The sequence below is a fragment of the Propionivibrio sp. genome, assembly GCF_017995515.1.
GTDB lineage: Bacteria > Pseudomonadota > Gammaproteobacteria > Burkholderiales > Rhodocyclaceae > Propionivibrio.
Window position 1 is genome coordinate 1 of record NZ_JAGOIT010000057.1, and the last position, 23,086, is coordinate 23,086.

The 23,086-nt window shown below is 60.8% G+C and carries 24 protein-coding genes and 1 pseudogene; 8 read left to right on the top strand and 17 right to left on the bottom strand.

The window, feature by feature from the left end:
- The 5 genes from KBA32_RS10650 to KBA32_RS10670 all read left to right on the top strand — a co-directional run.
- Positions 1-636, top strand: a 636-nt coding sequence (locus KBA32_RS10650; protein WP_294358661.1) for a flagellar basal body P-ring protein FlgI, incomplete at its 5' end; no start/stop codon positions are given.
- 243 nt (positions 637-879) lie between these two features.
- Positions 880-1,818, top strand: coding sequence for a flagellar assembly peptidoglycan hydrolase FlgJ (gene flgJ / locus KBA32_RS10655; RefSeq protein ID WP_294358663.1), 939 nt, complete (start codon positions 880-882; stop codon positions 1,816-1,818).
- Positions 1,819-1,877: 59 nt separating this feature from the next.
- Positions 1,878-3,932: a flagellar hook-associated protein FlgK gene (gene flgK, locus KBA32_RS10660; RefSeq protein ID WP_294358666.1), complete on the top strand. Its 2,055-nt coding sequence runs from the start codon at positions 1,878-1,880 to the stop codon at positions 3,930-3,932.
- 9 nt (positions 3,933-3,941) lie between these two features.
- Positions 3,942-4,904, top strand: a complete 963-nt coding sequence (gene flgL, locus KBA32_RS10665; protein WP_294358669.1) for a flagellar hook-associated protein FlgL — start codon at positions 3,942-3,944, stop codon at positions 4,902-4,904.
- 59 nt (positions 4,905-4,963) lie between these two features.
- Positions 4,964-5,464, top strand: a complete 501-nt coding sequence (locus tag KBA32_RS10670) for a hypothetical protein (RefSeq protein WP_294358672.1) — start codon at positions 4,964-4,966, stop codon at positions 5,462-5,464.
- Between the two features lie 13 nt (positions 5,465-5,477).
- Here the strand turns inward: KBA32_RS10670 and fliR are convergent, their stop codons facing one another.
- The 13 genes from fliR to fliF form a co-directional block, all read right to left on the bottom strand.
- Positions 5,478-6,257 carry a flagellar biosynthetic protein FliR gene (gene fliR / locus KBA32_RS10675; RefSeq protein ID WP_294358675.1) on the bottom strand — a complete coding sequence of 260 codons (780 nt, stop codon included), beginning with the start codon at positions 6,255-6,257 and terminating at the stop codon, positions 5,478-5,480.
- 198 nt (positions 6,258-6,455) lie between these two features.
- Positions 6,456-6,725 (bottom strand): flagellar biosynthesis protein FliQ, encoded by a 270-nt coding sequence (fliQ, locus tag KBA32_RS10680; RefSeq protein ID WP_294358677.1) that lies wholly within the window; start codon positions 6,723-6,725, stop codon positions 6,456-6,458.
- Positions 6,722-7,474 carry a flagellar type III secretion system pore protein FliP gene (gene fliP, locus KBA32_RS10685; protein WP_294358680.1) on the bottom strand — a complete coding sequence of 251 codons (753 nt, stop codon included), beginning with the start codon at positions 7,472-7,474 and terminating at the stop codon, positions 6,722-6,724. Before fliP ends, fliQ begins: the two co-directional genes overlap by 4 nt.
- Positions 7,461-7,919, bottom strand: coding sequence for a flagellar biosynthetic protein FliO (gene fliO / locus KBA32_RS10690; protein WP_294358683.1), 459 nt, complete (start codon positions 7,917-7,919; stop codon positions 7,461-7,463). Before fliO ends, fliP begins: the two co-directional genes overlap by 14 nt.
- A 100-nt stretch (positions 7,920-8,019) precedes the next feature.
- Entirely contained in the window at positions 8,020-8,439 is a 420-nt protein-coding gene (gene fliN, locus KBA32_RS10695) for a flagellar motor switch protein FliN (RefSeq protein ID WP_294358686.1), read from the bottom strand.
- Complete coding sequence (gene fliM / locus KBA32_RS10700; RefSeq protein ID WP_294358688.1) at positions 8,432-9,436, bottom strand: flagellar motor switch protein FliM; 1,005 nt, start codon at positions 9,434-9,436, stop codon at positions 8,432-8,434. The genes fliN and fliM overlap by 8 nt, the downstream gene beginning before the upstream one ends.
- Positions 9,437-9,442: 6 nt before the next feature.
- Positions 9,443-9,985, bottom strand: a complete 543-nt coding sequence (gene fliL / locus KBA32_RS10705; protein WP_294358690.1) for a flagellar basal body-associated protein FliL — start codon at positions 9,983-9,985, stop codon at positions 9,443-9,445.
- 87 nt (positions 9,986-10,072) lie between these two features.
- Positions 10,073-11,113 carry a flagellar hook-length control protein FliK gene (locus KBA32_RS10710; protein ID WP_294358691.1) on the bottom strand — a complete coding sequence of 347 codons (1,041 nt, stop codon included), beginning with the start codon at positions 11,111-11,113 and terminating at the stop codon, positions 10,073-10,075.
- 81 nt (positions 11,114-11,194) lie between these two features.
- Positions 11,195-11,647 (bottom strand): flagellar export protein FliJ, encoded by a 453-nt coding sequence (gene fliJ, locus KBA32_RS10715; RefSeq protein ID WP_294358693.1) that lies wholly within the window; start codon positions 11,645-11,647, stop codon positions 11,195-11,197.
- A 6-nt stretch (positions 11,648-11,653) separates the two neighbouring features.
- Positions 11,654-13,048 (bottom strand): flagellar protein export ATPase FliI, encoded by a 1,395-nt coding sequence (gene fliI / locus KBA32_RS10720; RefSeq protein ID WP_294358720.1) that lies wholly within the window; start codon positions 13,046-13,048, stop codon positions 11,654-11,656.
- 29 nt (positions 13,049-13,077) lie between these two features.
- Positions 13,078-13,764, bottom strand: a complete 687-nt coding sequence (locus KBA32_RS10725; RefSeq protein ID WP_294358695.1) for a flagellar assembly protein FliH — start codon at positions 13,762-13,764, stop codon at positions 13,078-13,080.
- 167 nt (positions 13,765-13,931) lie between these two features.
- Positions 13,932-14,930 (bottom strand): flagellar motor switch protein FliG, encoded by a 999-nt coding sequence (gene fliG / locus KBA32_RS10730; protein ID WP_294358697.1) that lies wholly within the window; start codon positions 14,928-14,930, stop codon positions 13,932-13,934.
- Positions 14,920-16,539 (bottom strand): flagellar basal-body MS-ring/collar protein FliF, encoded by a 1,620-nt coding sequence (fliF, locus tag KBA32_RS10735; protein WP_294358699.1) that lies wholly within the window; start codon positions 16,537-16,539, stop codon positions 14,920-14,922. The genes fliG and fliF overlap by 11 nt, the downstream gene beginning before the upstream one ends.
- A 217-nt stretch (positions 16,540-16,756) precedes the next feature.
- Between fliF and KBA32_RS10740 the strand changes: the two genes are divergently transcribed.
- From KBA32_RS10740 to fliE, 3 genes are read left to right on the top strand one after another with little or no spacing between them, the layout of a single operon-like run.
- Positions 16,757-17,953, top strand: a complete 1,197-nt coding sequence (locus tag KBA32_RS10740) for an ATP-binding protein (protein WP_294358702.1) — start codon at positions 16,757-16,759, stop codon at positions 17,951-17,953.
- Between the two features lie 10 nt (positions 17,954-17,963).
- Complete coding sequence (locus tag KBA32_RS10745; protein ID WP_294358707.1) at positions 17,964-19,331, top strand: sigma-54 dependent transcriptional regulator; 1,368 nt, start codon at positions 17,964-17,966, stop codon at positions 19,329-19,331.
- A gap of 56 nt (positions 19,332-19,387) precedes the next feature.
- Positions 19,388-19,720 carry a flagellar hook-basal body complex protein FliE gene (fliE, locus tag KBA32_RS10750; protein WP_294358710.1) on the top strand — a complete coding sequence of 111 codons (333 nt, stop codon included), beginning with the start codon at positions 19,388-19,390 and terminating at the stop codon, positions 19,718-19,720.
- 202 nt (positions 19,721-19,922) lie between these two features.
- On the opposite strand, the pseudogene KBA32_RS10755 reads toward fliE, so the two are convergent.
- The 4 genes and pseudogenes from KBA32_RS10755 to KBA32_RS10770 form a co-directional block, all read right to left on the bottom strand.
- A pseudogene (locus tag KBA32_RS10755) lies at positions 19,923-20,174 on the bottom strand (transposase); the annotation flags it as partial.
- Between the two features lie 41 nt (positions 20,175-20,215).
- Positions 20,216-20,410: a hypothetical protein gene (locus tag KBA32_RS10760; protein ID WP_294358712.1), complete on the bottom strand. Its 195-nt coding sequence runs from the start codon at positions 20,408-20,410 to the stop codon at positions 20,216-20,218.
- Positions 20,411-20,501: 91 nt separating this feature from the next.
- Positions 20,502-21,845, bottom strand: coding sequence for a type II toxin-antitoxin system HipA family toxin YjjJ (gene yjjJ / locus KBA32_RS10765; RefSeq protein WP_294358715.1), 1,344 nt, complete (start codon positions 21,843-21,845; stop codon positions 20,502-20,504).
- A gap of 213 nt (positions 21,846-22,058) precedes the next feature.
- The gene (locus KBA32_RS10770) at positions 22,059-22,871 is read right to left on the bottom strand and encodes a flagellar brake protein (RefSeq protein ID WP_294358717.1); all 813 of its coding nucleotides are present in this window, start codon (positions 22,869-22,871) and stop codon (positions 22,059-22,061) included.
- Positions 22,872-23,086: the final 215 nt, after the last annotated feature.

A 23,086-nucleotide genomic window follows, 5' to 3' on the forward strand; every position in this document is an offset into this window, starting at 1 on the left:
AAGGCGGTGGTCAATCACCTGCTGGCGGGCCGCATTGCCGGTGGCGCGACAGTTGAACGCGAAGTCCCGACCTTGCTTGGCGATGGGCCATTTGTCCACTACGAAATGGCGACGACCGACTTCGGTACGACGCAGCGTGCGGTTGAAGTGATCAACCGGGAAATGGGCTACGGCATTGCGCAAGCGCTGGATGGGCGACTGATCCGGGTCAATGCGCCGGAAGATGCGAATTCGCGCGTCGCCTTCATGGCGCGCATCGAGAACCTCGAAGTGCGGCCGACCAAGGCGATGGCCAAAGTCATCGTCAATCCGCGGACCGGCTCGGTGGTGATGAACCAGAACGTGACGATCGAATCGTGCGCCGTCGCACACGGTGCCTTGTCGGTCGTCGTCAATACCGAGCAGCAGGTCAGCCAGCCGAACGCACTGGCCGGCGGCCAGACGGTGACGACGGCACAGTCCGACATCGCCATCACGCAGAGCGGCGGCACGCTGATGTCGGTGAAAGCCGGCGCCAATCTCTCCGAGGTCATCAAGGCGATCAACGCACTCGGCGCCAACCCGCAGGATCTGGTCTCGATCCTGCAAGCGATGAAGGCTGCCGGCGCACTGCGCGCGGAGCTTGAAGTCATCTGATCCTTAAAGCCTCAGTTCTTCACCGCAAAGGCGCAAAGGACGCGAAGGTTCGCAAAGAAAATCAAAGGGCTACGCGAGCAATTCACGTTTTCCGCAATATCCCGCCGGGTGAATGGCCGTGTGCCGTCAATGCCTTGTTTCCTTTGCGTTCTTTGCGCCTTCGCGCCTTTGTGTTGAGACCTTTAGTGTTGCGGTCGGCACATTCAGGCGGTCCTTGGCCCGGAAATTGCATCACTTCCGCCCATGAAATCCGAAAACCTCAACGCCAACCATTTCGTCCTCGACCTGAAGGCCGGCGCCGAACTGCGCGCACGGACCCGGCAGGACCCGCAAGCGGGTCTGAAGCAGGCGGCGCAGCAGTTTGAAGGCATGCTGTTGCAGATGATGCTGAAGAGCATGCGTGACGCGACGCCGCAGGACGGGATGCTGAACAGCGATCAGACCCGTTTTTTCACCTCGATTCTCGATCAGCAGCTGGCGCAGAACCTTTCCGCCCAGAGCGGCCTGGGTTTCGCCGCGCAGATCGAGCAGCAGCTTTCCCGCGTTTCCGGTCAGGGCGGGGCGGATGTTGCGTCGCCACTCGAAGCGCTGCAACAGAGTTTATTGCTTCGACAAGCGGCAAATTCTTCCGCGCGCTTTGCCGGCGGCGGGGCAGAACGCAACTACGGCATTCGCAGTGCGACAACCGCTTCCGCCGGGAGCACCGAATCCACGAGCCCCGAGGAATACGTCAACCGCGTCTGGCCGCACGCGGTCGAAGCGGCGAATTCGATCGGTGTGCCGCCCCAGTTCCTGATTGCGCAGTCGGCGCTCGAAACCGGCTGGGGCAAGAGCGAGATTCGCCGCGCCGACGGCTCGCCGAGCTACAACCTGTTCGGCATCAAGGCCGGACGCAACTGGCAGGGCGAGACGGTCGAGGTGACGACGACCGAATACGTGAATGGCGAGCCGCAGCAGATGCGCGAGAAATTCCGCGTCTATGACTCGTACGCCGAGTCGTTCAATGACTACGCCAGCCTCATCCGCAACAACGCCCGTTTTTCCGGCGTTCTCGGCCAGCAGGATGGCACGCAGTTTGCTCGTTCACTGCAACAGTCGGGCTATGCCACCGATCCGATGTATGCCGACAAGCTCGGCAGGATCATCAACGGAACTACCTTGCGGCAGGCGCTGGCGGGTTAGTGCCAGTCTAAATAAATCGATTCATCTGTCGTTAACAGAGTTCAAGTTGAGGTCACGTCATGGCAGGAATATTGAGTATTGGTGTAACGGGCATGCAAGCGGCGCAGCTTGGGATGATGACGACGCAGCACAACATCACCAATGCGAGAACCGCCGGTTACAACCGCCAGCAGATTGTTCAGGGCACAAACAACCCGATGGCCACAGGGTCAGGCTTTGTCGGGCAGGGCGTACACGTCTCGACCATTCAGCGCATGTACAGCAGTGTGTTGAATACCCAGGTGGTGCATAGCCAGGCCAGTGTCAGCCAACTGGATACGTATTACAACGAGATCAGCCAGATCGATAACTTGTTGGCGGATACGAACTCTGGTGTTTCTTCGGCGATCCAGGCGTTTTTCGACGGAATCCAGGAAGTTGCTTCCGATCCGTCGTCTATCGATGCGCGCCAGGCGCTTGTGTCGTCGGCAGAGTCATTGACTGCACGATTCGGTAGTCTGAGCAAAAGCCTCGACGACTTGAGTGCGGGCGTGAATAGTCAGATCGAAAGCACGGTTGCCGAGATCAACTCCTATTCGAGCCAGATTGCCGAGCTGAACAAACGCATCATCGTCGCGCAATCTGCGACGAATCAGCCGGCCAACGATCTCCTGGACCAACGGGACCAGCTCGTTTCAGAGTTGAACAAACTGATCGGGGTAAGGACCGTTGAGCAAAGCGACGGCACCTACAATGTGACTTTCGGGAACGGGCAACCGCTTGTGGTGGGGCCGCTCTCGATGGAGTTGGCCGCCACGCCGTCGAACGCCGATCCGTCACGCACCGTCGTCAGCGTGGTGACCGGGAATGGCAGTGCGACGCAGGAGCTTTCGGAATCCTTGATTACCGGTGGGGCGCTCGGCGGACTGGTGAAGTTTCGGAGCGAGGCGCTCGAGCCGGCTATCAACAAGCTTGGTCTCGTTGGAGCGACGATTGCGCAGACCGTCAATGCGCAGCACGCGTTGGGCCAGGATTTGCTGGGAAATACGGCGGTCAACTCGGCGCCTGGTGTCTTTCAGTCGAAACTGCTCGTGATGCCCGATGCACCAACGGTCATACCCAACAGGAAGAACACGGGAAATGCGGAGATCTCGGCCAGTTTCCTGCCCGTTTCTTCCAACGGGGCCAATTTCTACTCGAATCTAACTGCGAGCGATTATCGTCTCACCTATGACGGTACCGACTACAAGGTCACCCGGCTTTCCGACAACACCAGTTGGACGAGCGGCGCCATGCCAATTACGTTGGACTCAGAAGGCATCTCCATCGATATTGGTGCGGGTGGAATGTCGACGACCGACTCGTTCCTCATTCAACCGACGCACGACGTCGCCAGAAACCTGTCGGTCAATGCATCAGTGGCGAATGACCCGCGTCTGCTTGCCGCGGCAGCACCGGTTGCGACGGCTATCGGCATGACAAATACGGGTACTGCGTCGATTTCGGCTGCGACCATCAGCGTCCCCGATAGCTCGGCGAGCTATACGGCGCCAGCGGACGGCTCGCCGGTGACGTTCACCTATCGAAGTGCCACCACAGAACTGGATGTGTCCGGATTGGCGGGTGGCACGATCGTCAATGTGACGAGCGGCGGGGTGACTAACCCCTATACGGTGGGTACTGACACGATTCTTTATTCATCGGGTATGTCGATTTCGTTCGACGGAATTACCTTTTCGATGAGTGGAACGCCGGCCGATGCAGATACGTTTGTCGTCAGTGCGAATACCGGTGGTGTTTCGGACGGGCGCAATGCAGTGCTTTTGGGCAAGCTGCAAACGCAAAACACGGTATTTGGCTCAACCACGACGGGCAAGGCGACGGCAACGTTTGCCGCAGCGTATGCGCAAGTTGTCAGTGAAATCGGCAACAAGACGCGCTCAGTCGACGTCAACCTGACGGCGCAGACGTCGATCCTTGAGCAGGCGACATCGGCCCGCAATGCGCTTTCCGGTGTAAATCTTGATGAAGAAGCGGCGAACCTGCTCAGTTATCAGCAGGCGTATCAGGCTTCAGCCAAGATGTTGCAGGTGGCGTCCGAGCTTTTCGATACCTTGCTGTCAATCGGTGCGTAAGGAGGATTTATGCGCGTAAGCACCAGTCAGATCTTCGATTCCGGTTTACAAGGAATGCTGCGCAACCAGTCGGCGTTGCTGAATACCCAGAACCACATTTCCGCGAAGAAGCGGGTCCTTACCCCATCAGATGATCCGGTGGCCGCCGCGCGCGCGTTGGTAGTCTCCCAGTCGCGGGAGGTCAACAACCAGTACATCGCGAATCAAGGCTATGCGTCGGATCAGCTGGCTCTTCTGGAGTCCAAGCTTGGTTCCGCGGTTGCAACGATGCAGGATATTCTTGAGGCATGCACAGGTGCCGGAAATGGCGCGCTAACCGATCAGGGGCGGCAGGAGTACGCCGTTGAACTGCGGCAGCGTCTTGATGAACTGCTTTCCACGGCGAATTCGCAGGACGGTAGCGGGAACTACCTTTTTTCCGGTTACAAGACCAATGTTACGCCGTTTGTCCTGAATCCGAGCCCGTCGGCGGCCCCGTACAGCATGTCCAATCCCTATGTGAGCTATCAGGGAGACCAAGGGCAGGTGGCGCTGCAAGTGGACGCCTCAAGACTTATGAATATCTCGGAAGATGGCGCCAAGGTGTTTATGCGCGTCACGGATGAGAGCGGAAACATCACCAACGCGAGCGTCTTCGATTCGCTGAAGAACATGATTGATACGCTGGAGACGCCGATGGCGAGCAATCCGACGTTCCAGTCTGACTATACGAATGCGCTGGGTGAACTGCAGGCATTTCTTGACACGGCGGGCCGTGTGCGGTCGTCGGTTGGCGCGCGCATGTCTGAACTGGATTCTCTGGGAGAGTCGGCAACCAATCTGAACCTGCAATACGACGAGACCCTGTCGAACCTGGTTGATCTGGATTACGCCTCGGCGATGACGGAATTTGCGAATCAGCAACTCCAGCTTGAGGCGGCGCAAAAGTCCTTCGTCCAGATTAGCGGCTTGAGTCTCTTCAACTATTTGTAATGAGAAAAGCACGACTCATACCGGTCTTGGCCGCGACCTTGCTCGTGGCGTGCTCCAGCATGGACTCGCTTAAGGGTCGGGTGGTCGGGACGGTTGGTGCGGTCGATCCGGTGACGGGAGAGGTTTCTTCGCAGCCTGCGCTTGTGCTGCCGCAGAACATTGAGGTCAGCACCGAAACTGGTGTGGCGGCCGGGGCTCTCCTGGCGCTGGGACATCCCGTTTCGGCGCTCGGCTTGCCCGGCGAGGTCTTCAGCGCCTCGCAGTCGGCATTGCTGTACCTCGTCTATGACCCGCTCGCGCCCAACTGGAGCATCAAGGAAAAAGCGCTGGGCAAGGACGCGTACTACGTTTCCTTGCGCGCCAAGAGTTTCCGGACCGGCGGCGACGGGGAAGCGATTCAGATCATCAAGCGGCGCGCGCTGCAACTCAAGCGTGAACGCGGTTACGACGATTTCCGCATCGTCGATTACTCGGAAGGCATCCACTCAAGCACGCCGTTCCCGTATCGCTACTCCGAAGGCACCATTCAACTGGTCGGGGTCGGCAACGATCGACGTTGATTCGCACGGCACCTTAGCGCAGCACAAAGAAACCGAGCATCGACTGCAGACCGTGCTCGAATAGTTGCCTGAGCGGGGCGACAAGATGTGACATGCCGACGTAGAGGGCGATAAATCCCAGGAAAATGGTAATCGGAAAGCCGATTACGATCAGGTTGAGCTGTGGTGCGACGCGGCCGAGCACACCGAGTGCGACATTGGTGACCAGCAAGGCAACCACTGCCGGTAGTGCGAGCATGACGCCCGACGCGAAGATGACGCCGCCAGCATTTGCGATGTTGAGCCAGCTTGCCTCGGAAATCGTCCACGTCCCGACAGGTAGCTCGGTAAAGCTCCGCACCAGCGTCGCCAGGACCATCAAATGTCCGTCGATGGCGAGAAAAACCAGGATTGCGAGCATGCCGATGAGTTCTGCTACGACGGGCGTCTGAGAGGTTGTTTGCGGGTCATAGGCCGTTGCAAACCCCAATCCCATCTGCGTGCTGATCATCGTCCCGGCGAGGTCGATGGCGCTGAATACCAGGCGCAGGACGAAGCCCATGGCGAGTCCGATGATCATCTGTTGCGCCAGAATCAGGACACCCACGGCAGACGTCGGCTCAATCGGTGGCATCGGCGGGAGTGCGGGCGAAATGACCATCGTCAGTGCGAGTCCGAGGGCCAGGCGGACGCGGGTTGGCAGGCCGGCGTTGTTGAACGGCGGCGCCGCGGCGAGCAGCGTGAGAATGCGTGCCAACGGGAAGACGAAAGCGGCGATCCAGGCGTTGAGTTCGGCGGAGGTGAAGCTGATCATCCTGAAAACCTCACCGCGAAGGCGCGAAGGCGCGAAGATCGCAAAGGAAACAACAGGTGGGTCGTACTTGACCATTCACCCTGTGGGTGGCGATGGAAGACAGGTGCTGTTCGCGTAGCGCTTTGATTTTCTTTGCGAACCTTTGCGATCTTTGCGCCTTTGCGGTGAAGAACCGGGTTTTTCAGGATCATGGCGCGCTCAGCCGATGATCTGCGGAATGCTCTCGAAGAGGCGCCGGATGTAGTCGACCATCATCTGCAGCATCCACGGACCGGCCAGAATCAGCGTCAGGAAGATGCCAACGAGCTTCGGAATGAAGGACAGCGTCTGCTCGTTGATCTGCGTTGCTGCCTGGAAGATGCTGATGATGAGGCCGATGACCAAGGCCGCCAGCAGCAGCGGACCGGCGAGAAGGAGCGTCATCTCGACCGCCTGGCGGCCGATGTCCATCACCAGTTCGGGCGTCATGGCGAAAAACTCATGACCAGGGAGCCAAGCAGGAGATGCCAGCCGTCGACGAGGACGAACAGCATCAGCTTGAACGGCAGCGAGACCATGACTGGCGACATCATCATCATGCCCATCGACATCAGCACGCTGGCGACAACCATGTCGATGATGAGAAAGGGGATGAAAATGATGAAGCCGATCTGAAAGGCGGTCTTCAACTCGCTGGTGACGAACGCCGGGATCAGGATGCGCATCGGGACGTCGTTCGCCGATTCCAGCCTGGGGGCGTTGGCGAGTTTGGCGAAGAGGCCGATGTCCGCCTCGCGCGTTTGCTTGAGCATGAAGCTGCGAAACGGTGCGGCGCCCCGGTCGACGGCCTCGGTAAAGCTGATCCGGCTCTCCGTCAGCGGCAGGTAGGCTTCGGTATAAGCCCTGTCCAGTACCGGCGACATGATGAAGAAGGTGAGGAACAGCGAAAGACCGATGAGTACCTGGTTCGGCGGCGAAGTCTGAGTGCCGAGTGCGTGGCGCAATAGGGAGAGGACGATGATGATGCGCGTGAAGCTCGTCATCATCAGCAGGGCAGCCGGGATGAAGGTCAGCGCGGTGATCGTCAGCAGCGTCTGGATCGACAGCGTGTAGGTCTGGCTGCCGCCCGGGCCCGGCGTGCTGGTCAGCGCCGGCAGGCCGCCGGTTTGCGCCCAGGCAGCGAGCGGGAAGAGCAGTGCGGCAAAGGCCAGCAGGCGGGCGAGTCTATTCGAGTTCATTCTTCTTCCGATCACCCATGTGTTTCAGCCATTGACTGAACGACCTGTCGCTGCTGCCGGGGGGCTGGATTTCACCTTTGGGTAGGGTGTGCAGCGTCTTGATCTGGCCGGGCACGATGCCGATAACGATCCACTCCTCGCCCACTTCCAGCAGCACGATGCGCTCGCGCGCGCTGATCATCAGTCCGCCGACGATGCGCATCGGGCCGGTATGACCGAAACTCCTCCCGCCGTTCAGCTTGCGCAGCAAGTAAGCGCCGGCAAACAGAAGGCCGATGATCAGCGTCAGGCCCAAGAGCATCTGCACGATGGCCGAACCCGAGACGCCGGGCGGTTCGGTCGCGGTGGTTTGCGCCCATCCCGCAAGCGGATGCGTTGCCGCGACGAGCAGGGCGCGACGAATACAGGCGTCGGAAAACGGGAAGCGGCGAGCGTATCGAATCAAGTCAGTCGGCCGGAATGATTGGTGGCCGCTATCTTAATCCATGCGCGCACAAGTCGAAACAGCGCTACGCGCCGCGCCTGCTTTGATTGGTGCGGTCCCGTCAGCGGCCGATTTTGCGCATGCGCTCGGACGGCGTGATGATGTCGGTCAGGCGGATACCGAACTTGTCGTTGACGACGACCACTTCGCCTTGGGCGATCAGCGTGCCATTGACGAAGACGCTCATCGGTTCGCCGGCCATGGCGTCGAGTTCGACCACCGAGCCGTGGGCGAGCTGCAGCAGGTTCTTGATCGAGATCTTGGTCCGGCCGAGTTCGACGGAGATCTGGACGGGAATGTCCAGGATCATGTCGAGCTCGTTCATCATCGATGCCTTGCCGTCGGTCTCGCCGAACGACTGGAAGATCTGGGCCGGCTTGGCGGTGGCAGCCACTTCGGATTCGGCGATTGCCTGTTCCGCCATCGCGGCGGCCCAATCGTCATCCATCGAAGTCGCGTCGTCGTTGTTTTCTTCAGCCATTCTTTGCTCCCAGCGCGGGTTCTTCGTTTTCCAGGGTCACAAAACGCTCGATCTTGAGCGCGTACTGTCCGCCCTGCTGACCGTAGCGGCATTCCATCAGGGGGATGTGGTCGACATTGACCGTAATCTTCTCCGGAATGCTGATCGGGATGATGTCCCCCACCTTCATCTTCAGTATCTGCCCGAGCGTTACCGTCGTGCTTGCCAACTGCGCGGCGATTTCCACTTCGGCGTCCTTCAGTTGCTTGCGCAGCATGACGATCCAGCGCTGGTCCGAAGACAGCTGGTCGCTTTGCATCGAGCTGTAGAGCAGGTCGCGGATCGGCTCGACCATCGAGTACGGGAAGCAGATGTGCATGTCGGCCGCCGTGCCGCCGAATTCGAGCGAGAACGTCGTCGAGATGACGATTTCCGACGGCGTCGCGATGTTCGCGAACTGCGAATTCATTTCCGAGCGGATGTACTCGAAGGAGATGTCATAGACCGGCTTCCACGAGCGCGAGTATTCGGTGAAGACGACGTTGAGCAACCCGCGGATGATGCGCTGCTCGGTCGGCGTGAAGTCGCGCCCCTCGACGCGGGTGTGGAAGCGCCCGTCGCCGCCGAACATGTTGTCGACGACGAGGAAGACGAGATTCGGGTCGAAGACGAACAGCGATGTGCCGCGCAGAGGTTTGGCGGCGACCAGGTTCAGGTTGGTCGGGACGACCAGGTTGCGGATGAACTCGCTGTACTTCTGCACGCGGATCGGGCCGACCGAGATTTCGGTCGTCCGGTGCATGTAATTGAACAGCCCGATGCGCAGGTAACGGGCAAAGCGTTCGTTGATGAGCTCGAGCGTGGGCATGCGCCCACGGACGATGCGCTCCTGCGTACCGAGGTTGTAAGTGCGTATGCCACCGTCGCCCTCATCGGTCGATTCGGGTTCGTCAGACTCCCCGGTGACGCCCTTGAGTAGGGCATCGACCTCGTCCTGCGAGAGAAAGTCGGTGGCCATCGGGAATTACTGGATGATGAAGTTGGTAAACAATACTTCCTTGACCGGGCCTTCCTTGGCGCCTGGCTCCAGGACTTCATTCATCAGGCTGCGAATCTCGATCGCCAGCGCCTCTTTTCCCGCCGGGGTGTTCAGCTCCGACGCTTTCTTGCCGGAGAGCAGACGGATGACGTTGTTGCGCAGTTTCGGCGTGTAGGTCTTGATCTTGTCGCCCATGTGGGCATCTTCGACTTCCAGTGACAAGACCACCTGCAGGTACTGCCCGCCGGTATCCTGGTCAAGATTGACCGTAAAGGTGTCCATCGCGACGAAGACCGGGAGCGCCGCCTCCTTGCTTGCCTTCTTCTTCGCGGGAGCCTTCTCCGTGGCGACCTCGCCTTCGTCTGCGCCTTCCTCCGCTTCGCCGCCCGACATCATGAAGAAAGCTGCTGCACCGCCAATCAACAGCAGCAGAAGCAACGCAATGACGATGATGATGAGGAACTTCTTGCTCTTCTTCGGTGCTGCGGCTTCCTTGGCCTCAGCTTCCGGCTTGGCATCCTTGGCCATCTATGAAAACCTCCCAGAATCCATTTGTTGTCAGCCGCGAATTGCACGGCGATTGTCGGTCGTTGACGTCAGGCGCTGTGCCGACGTTCAGGCAAACAGGTCTACAAGGCCGTTGGCGGCCTTGGCGCCGAACGCCCGGGTCGTCAGCGGGTCACCCGAATCGCCGGCAAGTATAGCGTTATCGACACGGCTTGGTGCCTGGCCGCCGTTCCCCATACTGCCTTCGCTCTGCTGACGGAACGACTCCGAACTGACATTCGTTTGTCCGAGTTGTATTCCGGCGCTGGCGAACATTTCACGTAGACGCGGCATGGCCGTTTCGATTGCGTCACGCACTTCCGCATTCGCGGAAACGAAGGTGGCGCTGGCGCTGCCTTTGTCGACGTTCAACGATATCTCTATCGGCCCCATTTGCGGCGGGTTAAGGGTCAGTTGCGCCGATTGCTTGTCGTTATTCACCAGCCAGACGACTTTCTGCGCGAAGTCGGATGACCAGGTCTGGTCGCGCACGTGCGTTTGTACGGTCAGCGGTGCGTCGCGCTGCGTTGTGGCGGCAGGATGGCTGGTCAAGTTGGTGATCGCCTTGTCCAGAGGTTCGCTGGGCGGCAACGATTCGGTTTTCAACGGCATCTCGTTGATGCCGGCGGCGGCTACGGCAAATTTTGCCGGCGTATCGGTGCCGATGGCCGTTGTGGCCGGGGCCGAAACCGCGGCTTGTGGCATCACTTCAGGTTTGGGCGACTTCTCCGTGCCTGCGCCGGCTGGCGTGAGACTAACGGTGGCGTCACCTGCCGGGCCGGCGCTACCGGTTCCGGCGAATTGTTCGCGCGTGACGGCCTTCGCGCTCGTGTCGGTGACGGCGGGCTGCGGAGCCGCCAGACCCAGCGCGGCCAGAATCGAGTTCGGATCGACTTCGCCGCTGTCCGTATGGGTGAGCGTGTCGCCGGAATCCCCGGACAAGAGAGTCTCGCCGGGTTCGCCGGCAAGGTTGGTCAGCTGCTTGCCCAGCAGAATGTCGGCGAAAGCGAAGGTGATCGAGCCGCCGTCGCTGCCGGCCATCGATTCGACTCCGTTGGCTTGCGGCGCCGAGCTTGTCTGCGGCAGCGCCGAAACAATGGTGACTGACATTGCTATATTCCTGTTGGCAGAGATGCGATTGAATGCTGACTTGTGGTCAGCAATCTTTATGCCAGCAAGGACTGCGAACGATCAGGAGGGTTTGCTGGAGTCGTCGCCCTTGGTGCGGGCGGCAAACTCATCCTGCGCTTTCTGGTCGCGTTTGCTTTCGCGTGCGTTCTCGCGCGAGACATGGCGATCGGAAAGTGTGTCGAATGCCTTGAGATTCTTTCGGTGATGCTGCCAGTTCATCTGGCCGGAGGCCGTGTTGCGCTCTTGCTGGGCGACGTTCTGTTTTTGCTGGTCGATGGCGTCATCCAGTCGGTTCAGGAAGTCCTGATAGTTCCGCCACTGGATCTGCGTAACCCCTTGCTGCGCTGCATCGCGAAAACGGGCGGCGTACTCGTCCCGATACTGCTGGAGCATGGCGAGCTTGCTTTTCGCGTCGCGCTCGCTGGCGATCAGCTTGGCCAGCTGCTGCGTCGCCTCGTCGGCGCGCGTCTGCATCAGTTCGTGGACGGTCTGGAGCGGGAACGGGCGGGTCATGCCGGGTTACTGCCTTTGCTTGCCAAACAGGGCGAAGAGGCCGTTGATGCTGCTGTCGAAGTCGGCGCGTTCGCTCAGGTTCTGCTGCAGGAAGTGTTCGAACGAGGGATAGAGCTTGATCGCCTGGTCGAGCAGTGGGTCGGAGCCGGCGGCGTAGGCACCGACGCTGATCAGGTCGCGCGAGCGCTGGAAGCGCGAGTAGTGCTGCTTGAAGTGGCGGATCTGCTCGAGATGCGCGGGTTCGATCAGGTTGACCATGGCGCGCGAGATCGACTGTTCGATGTCGATCGCCGGGTAGTGGCCGGCGTCGGCAAGCGTCCGCGAGAGGACGATGTGGCCGTCGAGAATGGCGCGCGCCGAATCGGCGATCGGGTCCTGCTGGTCGTCGCCTTCGGCGAGCACGGTGTAGAACGCGGTGATCGAGCCGCCTTCGTCGGCGCCGTTGCCGGCGCGCTCGACGAGTTGCGGCAGGCGCGCGAAGACCGATGGCGGGTAGCCGCGCGTCACCGGCGGTTCGCCGATGGCCAGCGCGATTTCGCGTTGCGCCATCGCATAGCGGGTGAGCGAGTCCATGATCAGCAGCACGTGCCGGCCCTGGTCGCGGAAGTACTCGGCGATCGACGTGGCGTAGGCCGCACCCTGCAGGCGCATCAGTGGGCTGACGTCAGCGGGGGCCGCCACGACGACGGAGCGGCGCAGTCCTTCCTCGCCGAGAATCTGCTCGATGAATTCCTTGACTTCGCGGCCGCGCTCGCCGATCAGCCCGACGACGATGACCTCGGCCGACGTGTAGCGCGCCATCATGCCGAGCAAGACGCTCTTGCCGACGCCCGAACCGGCAAAGAGACCCATGCGCTGGCCGCGGCCGACCGTCAGCAGCGAATTGATGGCGCGAATGCCGACGTCGAGCGCCTGTTCGATCGGCGCGCGCGACATCGGATTGACCGGCCGGCCTTGCAAGGGGCGCAGCGCCTCGGTCAGCACCGGGCCGTTGCGGTCGAGCGGCCGGCCGGCGCCGTCGATGACGCGGCCGAGCAATGCATCGCCGACCGGGAGCAATTTCGCGCGGTCGATCGCGCGCCGTCGCGCGGGCGGGCTGACGCCGAACCTGGGCGGCATCGTCTGCGACTCCATGGCGACGACGCGTGCACCCGGCGAGAGGCCATAGACGTCCTCGGATGGCATGAGGAACAGCCGCTCGCCGTTGAATCCGACGACCTCGGCTTCGATCGGCGAACCGCCGATGGGGAGAATTCGGCATGAACTTCCCAGCGGAAGTTTCAGACCGGCCGCCTCCATGACCAACCCGTTGATGCGCGTCAGATGTCCGCTCGGCAGCAGGGGCGACGCCTGGCTGGCCGCGTCGCCGCAGTTGGCGAGAAACGTACGCCAGCCTTCCAGGTGGTCAGTTGAAGAACGGTCCGGGGCGCTCACGGCTTGTCGCTCAGCCAGTCCTGATTGATGCCGATCGATTCGATGACGCGGCGCCAGCGTGTCTCGAGCGTCGCGTCGACCTCGCTCGAACCGAGTTCGACCCGGCAGCCGCCGGGCGTCAGCGTGTTGTCCTCGATGATGCGCCAGTTGTTGTGCGCGAGCTGGTCGCCGAGATGCGAGCGAATCAGCGCGGCGTCCTGCGGGTGGGCGAAGAGTACGGGGTGGCCCGTATGCGGATGCAGCGTCGTGATGGCTTCCCTGACGACGGGAATCAACAGGTCCGGTTTGAGCTGCAGGCTCTGGCGCAAGACCTGGCTGGCGATTTCGACGGCGGTCGCCAGCAGCTGTTCGGCGACCTGCTGATCGAGCTCGCCGATCGACTGCCGGACGCCGGTCAGCAGGGTATCGATCCGCGCGGCTTCGGTGCGCGCGTGGGTGATGCCTTCTTCGTAGCCAGCCGCATATCCCTGTTCTTGGGCGTCCGTGTACATGCGCTCGATATCCGCCGCCGTGGGCAGCACCACCGGGGGTGATTCAGGTTCCGGCTCGGCCTCGTGCGTCGGCGCCGGTGCGGACTTCGCTGTCTCGCTGGCCTTGCGCGCGGCCTGCTCGGCTTCGTCGAAGGCGGCGACTTCCCAACGCTGGTAGGCGGAGAGCTTCTCCTTGGGGATGAAGCCGGTCATGGTCGCTGCACGCTCAGGGTCTGTGAAAAAAATTCAGAATCCACCACAGAGTCGCGGAGGCACAGAGGAAGCGCAGAGAAAAAACGCCGTTGCCAAAGGTTTTCTCCACGAAAACTCTGCGTCTCTGTGACTCTGTGGTGGGTGTTTCGGCATTTGTTCACAACCTCTCAGATCATTTCCTCGCCACCCGCGCCGCCAAGCACGATCTGGCCTTCGTCGGCCAGGCGGCGGACGATCTTGAGGATTTCCTTCTGTTCGTTCTCGACTTCGGAAAGACGAACCGGACCGCGCGACTCGAGATCCTCGCGCAGCATCTCGGCGGCGCGTTGCGACATGTTCTTGAAGATCTTTTCGCGTAGCGGTTCGGACGCACCCTTCATCGCCAGAATCAGCGAATCGGACTGGATTTCGCGCAGCAGGAGCTGGATGCCGCGATCGTCCAGGTCGAGCAGGTTTTCGAAGACGAACATTTCATCGAGGATCTTTTGCGCGAGGTCGGGATCGTATTCGCGGATCGAGTCGATCACCGTCGTCTCGTTCGCGGTCCCCATGAAGTTGAGGATCTCGGCGACCGAACGCACGCCGCCCATCGCCGACTTCTTGATGTTGGCCGAGCCGGAGAGCAGGCGCAGCATCACGTCGTTCAACTCCCTCAGCGCTTCCGGCTGGATGCCTTCGAGCGTCGCGATGCGCAGCACCACATCGTTGCGCAAGCGTTCGGTAAAGTGGTTGAGAATGTCGCTCGCGTGGTCCTGTTCCAGATGGACGAGGATCGTGGCGATGATCTGCGGGTGCTCGTTGCGGATCAGATCGGCGACGGTCGGCGCGTCCATCCACTTGAGGCCTTCGATGCCGTTGGTGTCGCCGCCCTGCAGGATGCGCGAAATGAGATTGGCCGCCTTGTCGTCGCCGAGCGCCTTGGTCAGCACGGTACGCACGTAGGCGTCGGTATCGACGTGCACGGCGGCGGATTCGGTCGCCGTCTTGTGGAAATCCGCCAGCACTTCCTCGACCTTGGCGCGCGGCACCGTCTTCAGCGCGGCCATGGCGTGACCGAGCTTCTGCACCTCTTTCGGGCCGAGGTGCTTGAGCACCTCCGAAGCATAGTCCTCGCCCAGCGCGATCAGCAGGATGGCACTGCGTTCGACGCCTTCATCAGCCGGCATTGGCGTTCGTCCAGTCCTTGATTATGTTGGCGACGACCTTCGGGTCTTGTTGTGCGAATTCACGCACCTCCGAAAGTTTTTTCTCGAGGACTTCGGCTGCTGTTTGTGGCGGGGCTTCCTCGCCGTCCTCGACAATGTTGACCGTACCGCCCAACGTTCCGACGTGCGTCGGCTTCGGGGCTGGCGGAGGCGTCGCCATCGTCCGGATCAACGGCATGACAACCTTGAGCATCAGATAGGCGATGATCGCGGCGATGGCGCCATACTTGAACAGATCTTTGGCCAAGGCGAGGATGTCGGGATCTTTCCACGGCGGAATATCCATCTCCGTCTTCCCGCTCGCGGTGAATGGCGAACTGGCGACCGACAGCGTGTCGCCGCGATCCTTGTTGTAGCCCATCGCCTCCTTGACGAGATCGTTGATCTGCTTGATGTCGGCGTCGGGCAGCGGCTTCATCAGCCCTTTGGCGTCCTTGCGGTGGTTGACGACGACGGCGGCCGACAAGCGCTTGATGGTGCCGATCGCTTGTTTGGTGTGGCTGATCGTCTTGTCGATCTCGTAGTTGATCGTCGAATCCTTGCGCGTGTTGATCGGCTGCGCGACGCTGTTGATCGGCGCCTGGACGCCGGCCGCGTTCAGCTGACCGGGAATCGGTTGTCCTGTGGCTGCACCGGCCGGTTGCGCTGGCGGTACGGCCGGTTGTGTCAAAGGTGCGGTCGCCGGGACGGGCGGCTGGTTCGACAGGGCGCCCGGAACGCCGAGAGCCGAAGGCGTCGTGCTCGCCGATTCACTGGTTTGCTGGCTGCGGATGCTGATGTCGGGCGGCGTCGTATTCGGGCGGTGCGTTTCGGCTGTCTGTTCGCTTTGCGAGAAATCGACGTCGGCGGCGACCTGCACGTGTACGTTCTCCGGGCCGACGATCGGCACCAGGATGTCCTGGATGCGCTTGATCGCACTGGCCTCGATCTCCCGTACGTAGGTGATCTGCGTCGGGTCGAGACCGGCTTCCATCAGCTTGCTCTTCAGTTGCGAGAGCATCGCGCCGCTCTGGTCGAGGATGGTCACGCTCGCGACCGCAAGACTGGGAACACTGGCCGCGACGAGGTTCTGGATACCGGCGATCTGCGACGGTTCGAGCGAGCGTCCGGGGTAGAGATTGAGTAGTACCGAGGCCGATGGCTTCAATTCCTCGCGCACGAAAACCGTCGGCTTGGGGATGGCCAGATGCACGCGGGCGTTCTGCACGGCACCGACCGACTGGATCGTGCGCGCCAGCTCGCCTTCGAGACCGCGCTGGTAATTGACCTGTTCGGCAAACTGGCTGATCCCGAACTTCTGGTTCTCCATCAGCTCGAAACCGACGCCGCCACCCTTGGGAAGCCCCTGCGTTGCCAGGCGCAGACGCGCTTCGTGGACATTCGCACTCGGCACGAGGATGGCATTGCCGCTTTCGCTGAACCGGTAGGGAACGTTCATCTGTTCGAGCGACGCGATGATCGCGCCGCCGTCGCGTTCGGAGATGTTCGAGAATAGAACGCGGTAATCGGATTGCTTGATCCAGGTGCTGCTGGCAACGGCGAGCGCGATGATTGCAGCGACCGCAATCATCAACAGGATCTTTTGCTGGTTGGTCAAACGAGCCAACGCCGAGCGCAGACGATCGGTTAGATTCTCTGAGCTTTCGGTCGTTTGTTGGGTCGTTGTTCCGGTGGTCGCCATGCTTGGAATGGTGTGTGAAAATTACGCGAATAATCAAGCAAAAAGCGAAAATTGCTGAGAATTATTCTACTATTGTATCTCTTAACTGCACTGGATTCTCCCCTGAATGAGCGACGCGGCGCAAATACCGGCACCCGAATTGAAGGCGCAGGAATTGCAGCGGGCCTTCGACGTTTTCAACCAGGTTTCGCTCGAACTGACCCAGGCGTACGAAGGACTCCAGGCCAAAGTGGAGTCGCTGACGGCGGAACTCGCCGTCGCCAACGGCGAGTTGCGCCGTCAGTATCAGGAGAAAGAAGCGCTTTCCGAACGCTTGTCTCTGCTGCTGAACGCCTTGCCCGCCGGCGTCGTGGTTCTCGACAGCACGGCGCGAATCAGCGAAGCCAATCCTGTTGCGCGCTCCATGCTCGGCGATTCGATCAGCGGTGAGAACTGGTCGGCGCTTGCCGAGTCGAAACTGGCCGCCACCGACGCACCGGATGAATGGCAACTGGCAGATCGACGCGTGTCGATCGCCGAAAGTGCGCTCGACTCGGCGGGCGGGCGCATCCTCCTGATCCACGACATCACCGTCGCGCACGAACTGAAAGCCAACGTCGAGCGCCATCAGCGGCTGGCGGCGATGGGCGAAATGGCGGCCTCGCTGGCGCACCAGTTGCGCACGCCGCTGGCGACGGCCTTGCTCTACAGCGCCAACCTGGCCCGGCCGGAACTCCCGGATGCAGCGCGGGCGCGTTTCGCGAGCAAGGCGACCGAGCAACTCAAGCGGCTGGAGCGGTTGATCCAGGACGTTTTGCTGTTCGCGCGCGGCGAGAGCATCGGCCGCGACGTCATTCCGGCGGCGGCGCTGATTGCCGAAGCCGCACAGACACTGGAACCGCTGTGTCGTGACAAGGGTGTTGATTTCAGTGTTTGCGCGGAGGTCGGCGAAGTGCAGATCGTCGGCAGCCGCAAGGCGCTCGGCGGCGCGCTCCTGAATCTGCTCGAGAATGCGCTGCAGGCGAGTGAGGTGCGCCATGACGGCTCGGCCAAGGTTTGCCTGAAGGCGGTGGTGTACGGGCGAAACGTGCTGATTCATGTGCAGGATTCGGGCAAGGGCATCGCTCCCGAGGTGCAGGCACGCATTTTCGAACCTTTCTTTACCACACGCGGGCAGGGCACCGGTCTGGGGCTGGCGATTGCGCTCGGCGTCGCTCGCGCGCACGGCGGAACGATCGAAGTCAGCTCGACGCCGGAACAAGGCTCGGACTTCGTTTTGCGCCTTCCCGCCGTGACGATGGCTGACGAATCAACCCGGCAATAACAGGAAGAATATGGCTCAGGCTCTACCCATTCTGGTCGTCGAAGACGACCTCAACTTGCGCGAAGCCGTATGCGATACGCTCGAACTGGCCGGCCAATCGGTCGTATCGGCCGCGGGCGGCGAAGAGGCGCTCCGGTTGCTGGATGCGCAGTCCGTTGCCCTCGTCGTCAGCGATGTGCGCATGATGCCGATGGACGGCATCACCCTGCTCAAGGAAATCCGCAACCGCTATCCGCACCTCCCGGTCGTGCTGATGACCGCTTTTGCCGACGTCGATCGTGCGGTCGAGGCGATGCGGGCCGGTGCCTGCGACTTCCTGCTCAAGCCTTTCGAGCCCAAAGCCTTGCTCGAACACGTCGCGCGCTACCGGTTGCCGGAGGCGATGGACGATGATCGCGTGATCGCCAGCGACGAAGCCAGTCGCAATCTCTTTTCCCTCGCAACGCGCGTCGCGCAGACCGACACCACGGTGTTGCTCACCGGAGAAAGCGGTGTCGGCAAGGAAGTCGTCGCACGCTACATCCATAACCATTCCGCGCGTCGTGCCGGCCCTTTTGTTGCCATCAACTGCGCCGCCATTCCCGACAGCCTGCTCGAAGCGACGCTCTTCGGCTACGAAAAGGGCGCGTTTACCGGTGCGCAGCAGGCGCAAGCCGGCAAGTTCGAACAGGCGCAGAACGGAACGCTGCTGCTCGACGAAGTCACCGAAATGCCGCTCGGCCTGCAGGCGAAATTGCTGCGCGTCCTCCAGGAACGCGAGGTCGAACGGGTCGGCGGCAAGAAAGCGGTTCCGCTCGACATCCGCATCATCGCGACCTCCAACCGCGACATGGCCGAGGCCGTCGCACGAGGCGTCCTGCGCGAAGACGTCTACTACCGGCTGAACGTTTTTCCCTTGCTCATCCCCGCGTTGCGCCAGCGCGGCGACGACATCGTCCCGTTGGCGCAGCACTTTCTCGCCGAGCACGGCGGGCGCGCCGGACGGCCGGGCCTGTGCCTATCGCCCTCGGCCGAGGACGCGCTACGTTGGCATCCGTGGCCGGGCAACGTGCGCGAACTGGAGAATGTGATGCAGCGCGCCGTGATTTTTGCCGCCGGTGACGTCGTTGAAGCCGAGGCGCTGCACCTCTCCGTTCTCTCTCCGGGCGCAGCAAAACCTGCGGTCGGGATCGTGGCCGCGCCGACGGCACCAACAATGTCGCTTCCGGATGGTCAAAAGAAGGACAACATGCGTGACCTTGAACGTGAACATATACTGGACACGCTGGCTGCCGTTGGCGGGTCGCGCAAACGTGCCGGCGAAAAGCTCGGAATGTCGGAACGGACTTTGCGCCATAAGCTCAAACAGTACCGGGAAGCTGGGTTCTTGAGAGAGTAAGTGTAGTCAGGCGCAGTTCTTGCGAGAGACTGCGTAACGGGGCTTTGGAGAAGCAAATGGATACCAAGGGTATTGACCAGATGTTGAGCGTCCTGCGGGCAACCGCAGCGCAGGCGGGCGGGCGCGTAAACGAGACGCAGAGCGCCTCAGCCGGGACAACGGCGCAAACCGATTTCGCCAAGATCCTCCAGAACTCGATCGAGCAGGTCAATCAGACGCAGCAGCAGGCAGAGACGATGGCGGCAAATTTTGCCGCCGGCGACGGCAATGCCAACCTGCACGAGGTGATGATTTCGCTGCAAAAGGCCAACGTGTCGTTCCAGGAAATGGTCCAGGTGCGCAACAAGCTGGTGACCGCGTATCACGACGTTATGAACATGCAGGTTTGATAGCGTTTCACGTCGTTTTGATATTTTGTTGAAACGTGGCTCTGTTTCACAATGAAATTGAGAGTTGCGGCCCTTATCCCCGACGGATTTATGCCACGCGCACGGTGAGAAGTGTGCCGAGATGGGTGAAACGATTGAGCAGAGCGGCGCGTATCTGTAACTCAGGCGACCTGACGGTCGAAATCTCTCGCCATCACCCCTTCGCCAACTTGAGCAGGCTGGCCACCATGCCGGTCGTCTGGCGCAGCGGCAGACCGAAGAGCCCCTTGACCATCAAACAAAACTGAATCGCCGCACCCGAAAAGGTGTCTGAACGGCCTCGTTTGCCGCTCTTGCCGGCAAACCATGCCCTATCCCGGTCGAACCACACCAGCGGCGACCCTCGCGATTTCAAGGCGGCGTTGTAGGACGACCCGTTCGTTGCCCGGTATTTCGGTGCTTCCGGCTTACCCATGCGACCGCTTCAACTCGGGAAAAGCAACGCCGTAGCGGCCTTCATCCTGAAAACCTCACCGCAAAGGCGCGAAGGCGCAAAGATCGCAAAGGAAACAACAGGTTGATCGTACTTGACCATTCACCCTGCGGGTGGCGATGGAAGATAGGTGCTGTTCGCGTAGCGCTTTGTTTTTCTTTGCGAACCTTTGCGATCTTTGCGCCTTTGTGGTGAAGAACCGAGTTTTTCAGGTTCATGCCCAGTTTGTGCAACAGAGCCATGGTGCGGCAGTTTGGCGATAACGCGAACAGGCGAATTTGGTGGTGCAGAAGAGGGGGGCGGTTGCAGTTAGCCCATCCGCTCGATTTGTGCATGCGCAGCCATCAGGTGGCGCTCCAAGGTAGCTAGGCAGGGTTGAAATCGGTGGCTGAATCCCGGCGTGATTCGTAGAAGTGCGAGAAATCGGTTTGCCAGTTCTTCTGCACGTCGCCAGGTGTCATTGGCAACGCTGGGGTGCAGGTTCGCTTCGGCAAGCGTATCCGGTAATCCACCCGTGCGACTGGGAGCGAAGGCCATCGGCGTCATGTCGTAGGCCGGAGCGAGTTCATACGGGCGTTCGTGTTCAGAGACGAACGACAAATTGCCATTGTGCATGTCCGTATTGCCGATGAGCACGCCGAAGGCCCACAAGAGTTCTGCGCCTTGTACTGCCTCCGGCCGAATTTCCCCCGAGGTGGCAAGTCGATTGGCGATGCTCGGCCATGTTCCAACTCCAGCGCCGACGAATTCCGCATCGAGTGCCGCGAGTGAAAACACACCGCGCCGCCCGAGTGATCCAACTCGGTCGAACCGCTCGACCTCCAGGAAACGCTGATTGTCCGCATCAACAATCCATGTTTGGGCTGCCGGAACACTTGCGTCACGTAACGTCGTCAGCGCGAGGTGCTCGGCCAAAAGCAAATCCCGCCAGCGTTCGGTTACCGGGCCAGCTTCTCTTTCGCTGAACTTCACAATCAGGTGTTGCGGCCCGTTCGGTGTCACGGCATAGGCTGCAAACTTGGGTTGCTCGCCCCCGGCTGACGAACCCGGGATTTCGCCTTGAGCGGCGTCACGCGCCAGTTGGACGTACGCTGCGCTCTTCTGGTTGGCGTCGATGGGCGTCGGTTCAGGCGCTGCAAGAAAGTGGTCCCGGGCAATATCGCCCAAAAGCAGATTTCCGACCCCGTCCCCTCCGTGCGCCAAGAGCGCACGCAACGCATGGGTATCGGTCCAGTCGACCAGTCGCTCCGGCAGCTGTAATGCTGCACCGTAACGAGCCGCATACGCCCGTCCGAGATAGCCTTGCGGGCGCATGTCGTAGAGCCACCAGGGCAAACCCTCACTGTGCAACGTCTTTCCGTCATCTTGTCGCATCACGAAACCCTCTGGATAGACGGGAACCAGAAGACCTAAGCGGCGCAAACGTCCTTCCGCATCGACGCGATACACAGCGATTTCCGGCAACCCACGGAACGTGTCGCGTCGCGCGTACTGAATAGATCGAGCCGCGCCGAAACGGGCGATTTCATCACCCAGCGCAGCGAGTAACCGTGAGATTGTCGGCTGACTGACACCGAGGATATCGGCCAGCTGGCGAGCTGTTCTCGGCTCACGGGAAAGCTGTTGCAGGAGGATGTCGACTTGAGCGGACATTTTTGAATACAAACGTGCATTAATCTATGAATAGATAGTTTAGATGATTTTCAGGCGTTGTTGCCAGGGGAAACGGTCTAAGTCGGCGGTACAGGTACGACGCACCCTGGCTGCTCCGTTTGCCTGCAGCCGATGCGTCGAACTGTTCGACTTCCGAAAAACGTATCCTGCTGCCAGACGTGATCGGACAGTTCGTTCGGTAGCTGGCGCGGATCAGGCCAACCCGCTCAAACGCGCCTTGCGTTCACGTTCCATGCGCGTGATATAGCGCTGCACCATGGCCAGCCGCGCCGAGGTCATTCCGACGTACTCGCAGCCGACGCGAACGTAGTGTGTTCCGCTTCTTGTCGTGACGTCGAACATGTTGCGCACGCACAGCGAAGTGACGAGCAAGCCCTCATCGGGAAGCATCAGGCGGCAATCGCTGAGTGCATCGCCGCGCGCAAGCAGCGGTGCCTGATCGCTCGCGACCATCAGGCCGACGCCGCCGCCGCTGATGTCGAGCAAGGGGAGGGTGGCCTGTAGCGCCGAATTGTCCGCACGCCGGATCGTGGCGGACAGTTTGATCGGGTTGGCAATCGGCGTCGAAAGGCGGAAATACTCGCGTCGTTGCAAGCGCAGCAGTGTGTCGGGAACGGCACCGCCAAACGCGCTCCGGCCGTCGTGCAGGGTGGCTTTGAGCGCGCTCAGGTTGAACTGGATTTTCACTTTGTCGACCAGGGTCGTCAGGATGAGCTTCTCTGCCCGCAGCGCCCGTTCGTTCATTTCCGCGTTGCTGCCCAGGTCGAGGACGAAACTCTGCGTGTCGGCGTTGACCGTAAGCATCGAAGTGAGGAGGAAGGACCGTCCTTGATCGAAATAAACCGTGATCAGCGCACCCTTCTGCACCAGCGAGCGCAGCACTGCAAGAATTTCCGAGCGCGAATGCAGCAGGTACTGACTGTAATCGTCGGGCTGCTCAAGTTCGAATTGCGGTGGCGGCTGGTCCGGAACGGTCGGGATGGTCGGTTCTTCTCGCTCTTGCATTGCTGTTCCTGATGTCGACGGCGAATTCGAGTGTAAAGCAAATTCCGGGCAAGCGAAACGGAAGGGCGGGTCAGCATGCGGAGGCGCTGTTTTCGCGCAGAAAATCTATGCGCTCCTACGGGTGGCCTGCGACGCGCGTTGGGTTTTGTGGGAGCGCAGATCTTCTGCGCGATGAGCGGTTGATTTTCACCACAGCGCCGGGCGCAATAACCGAA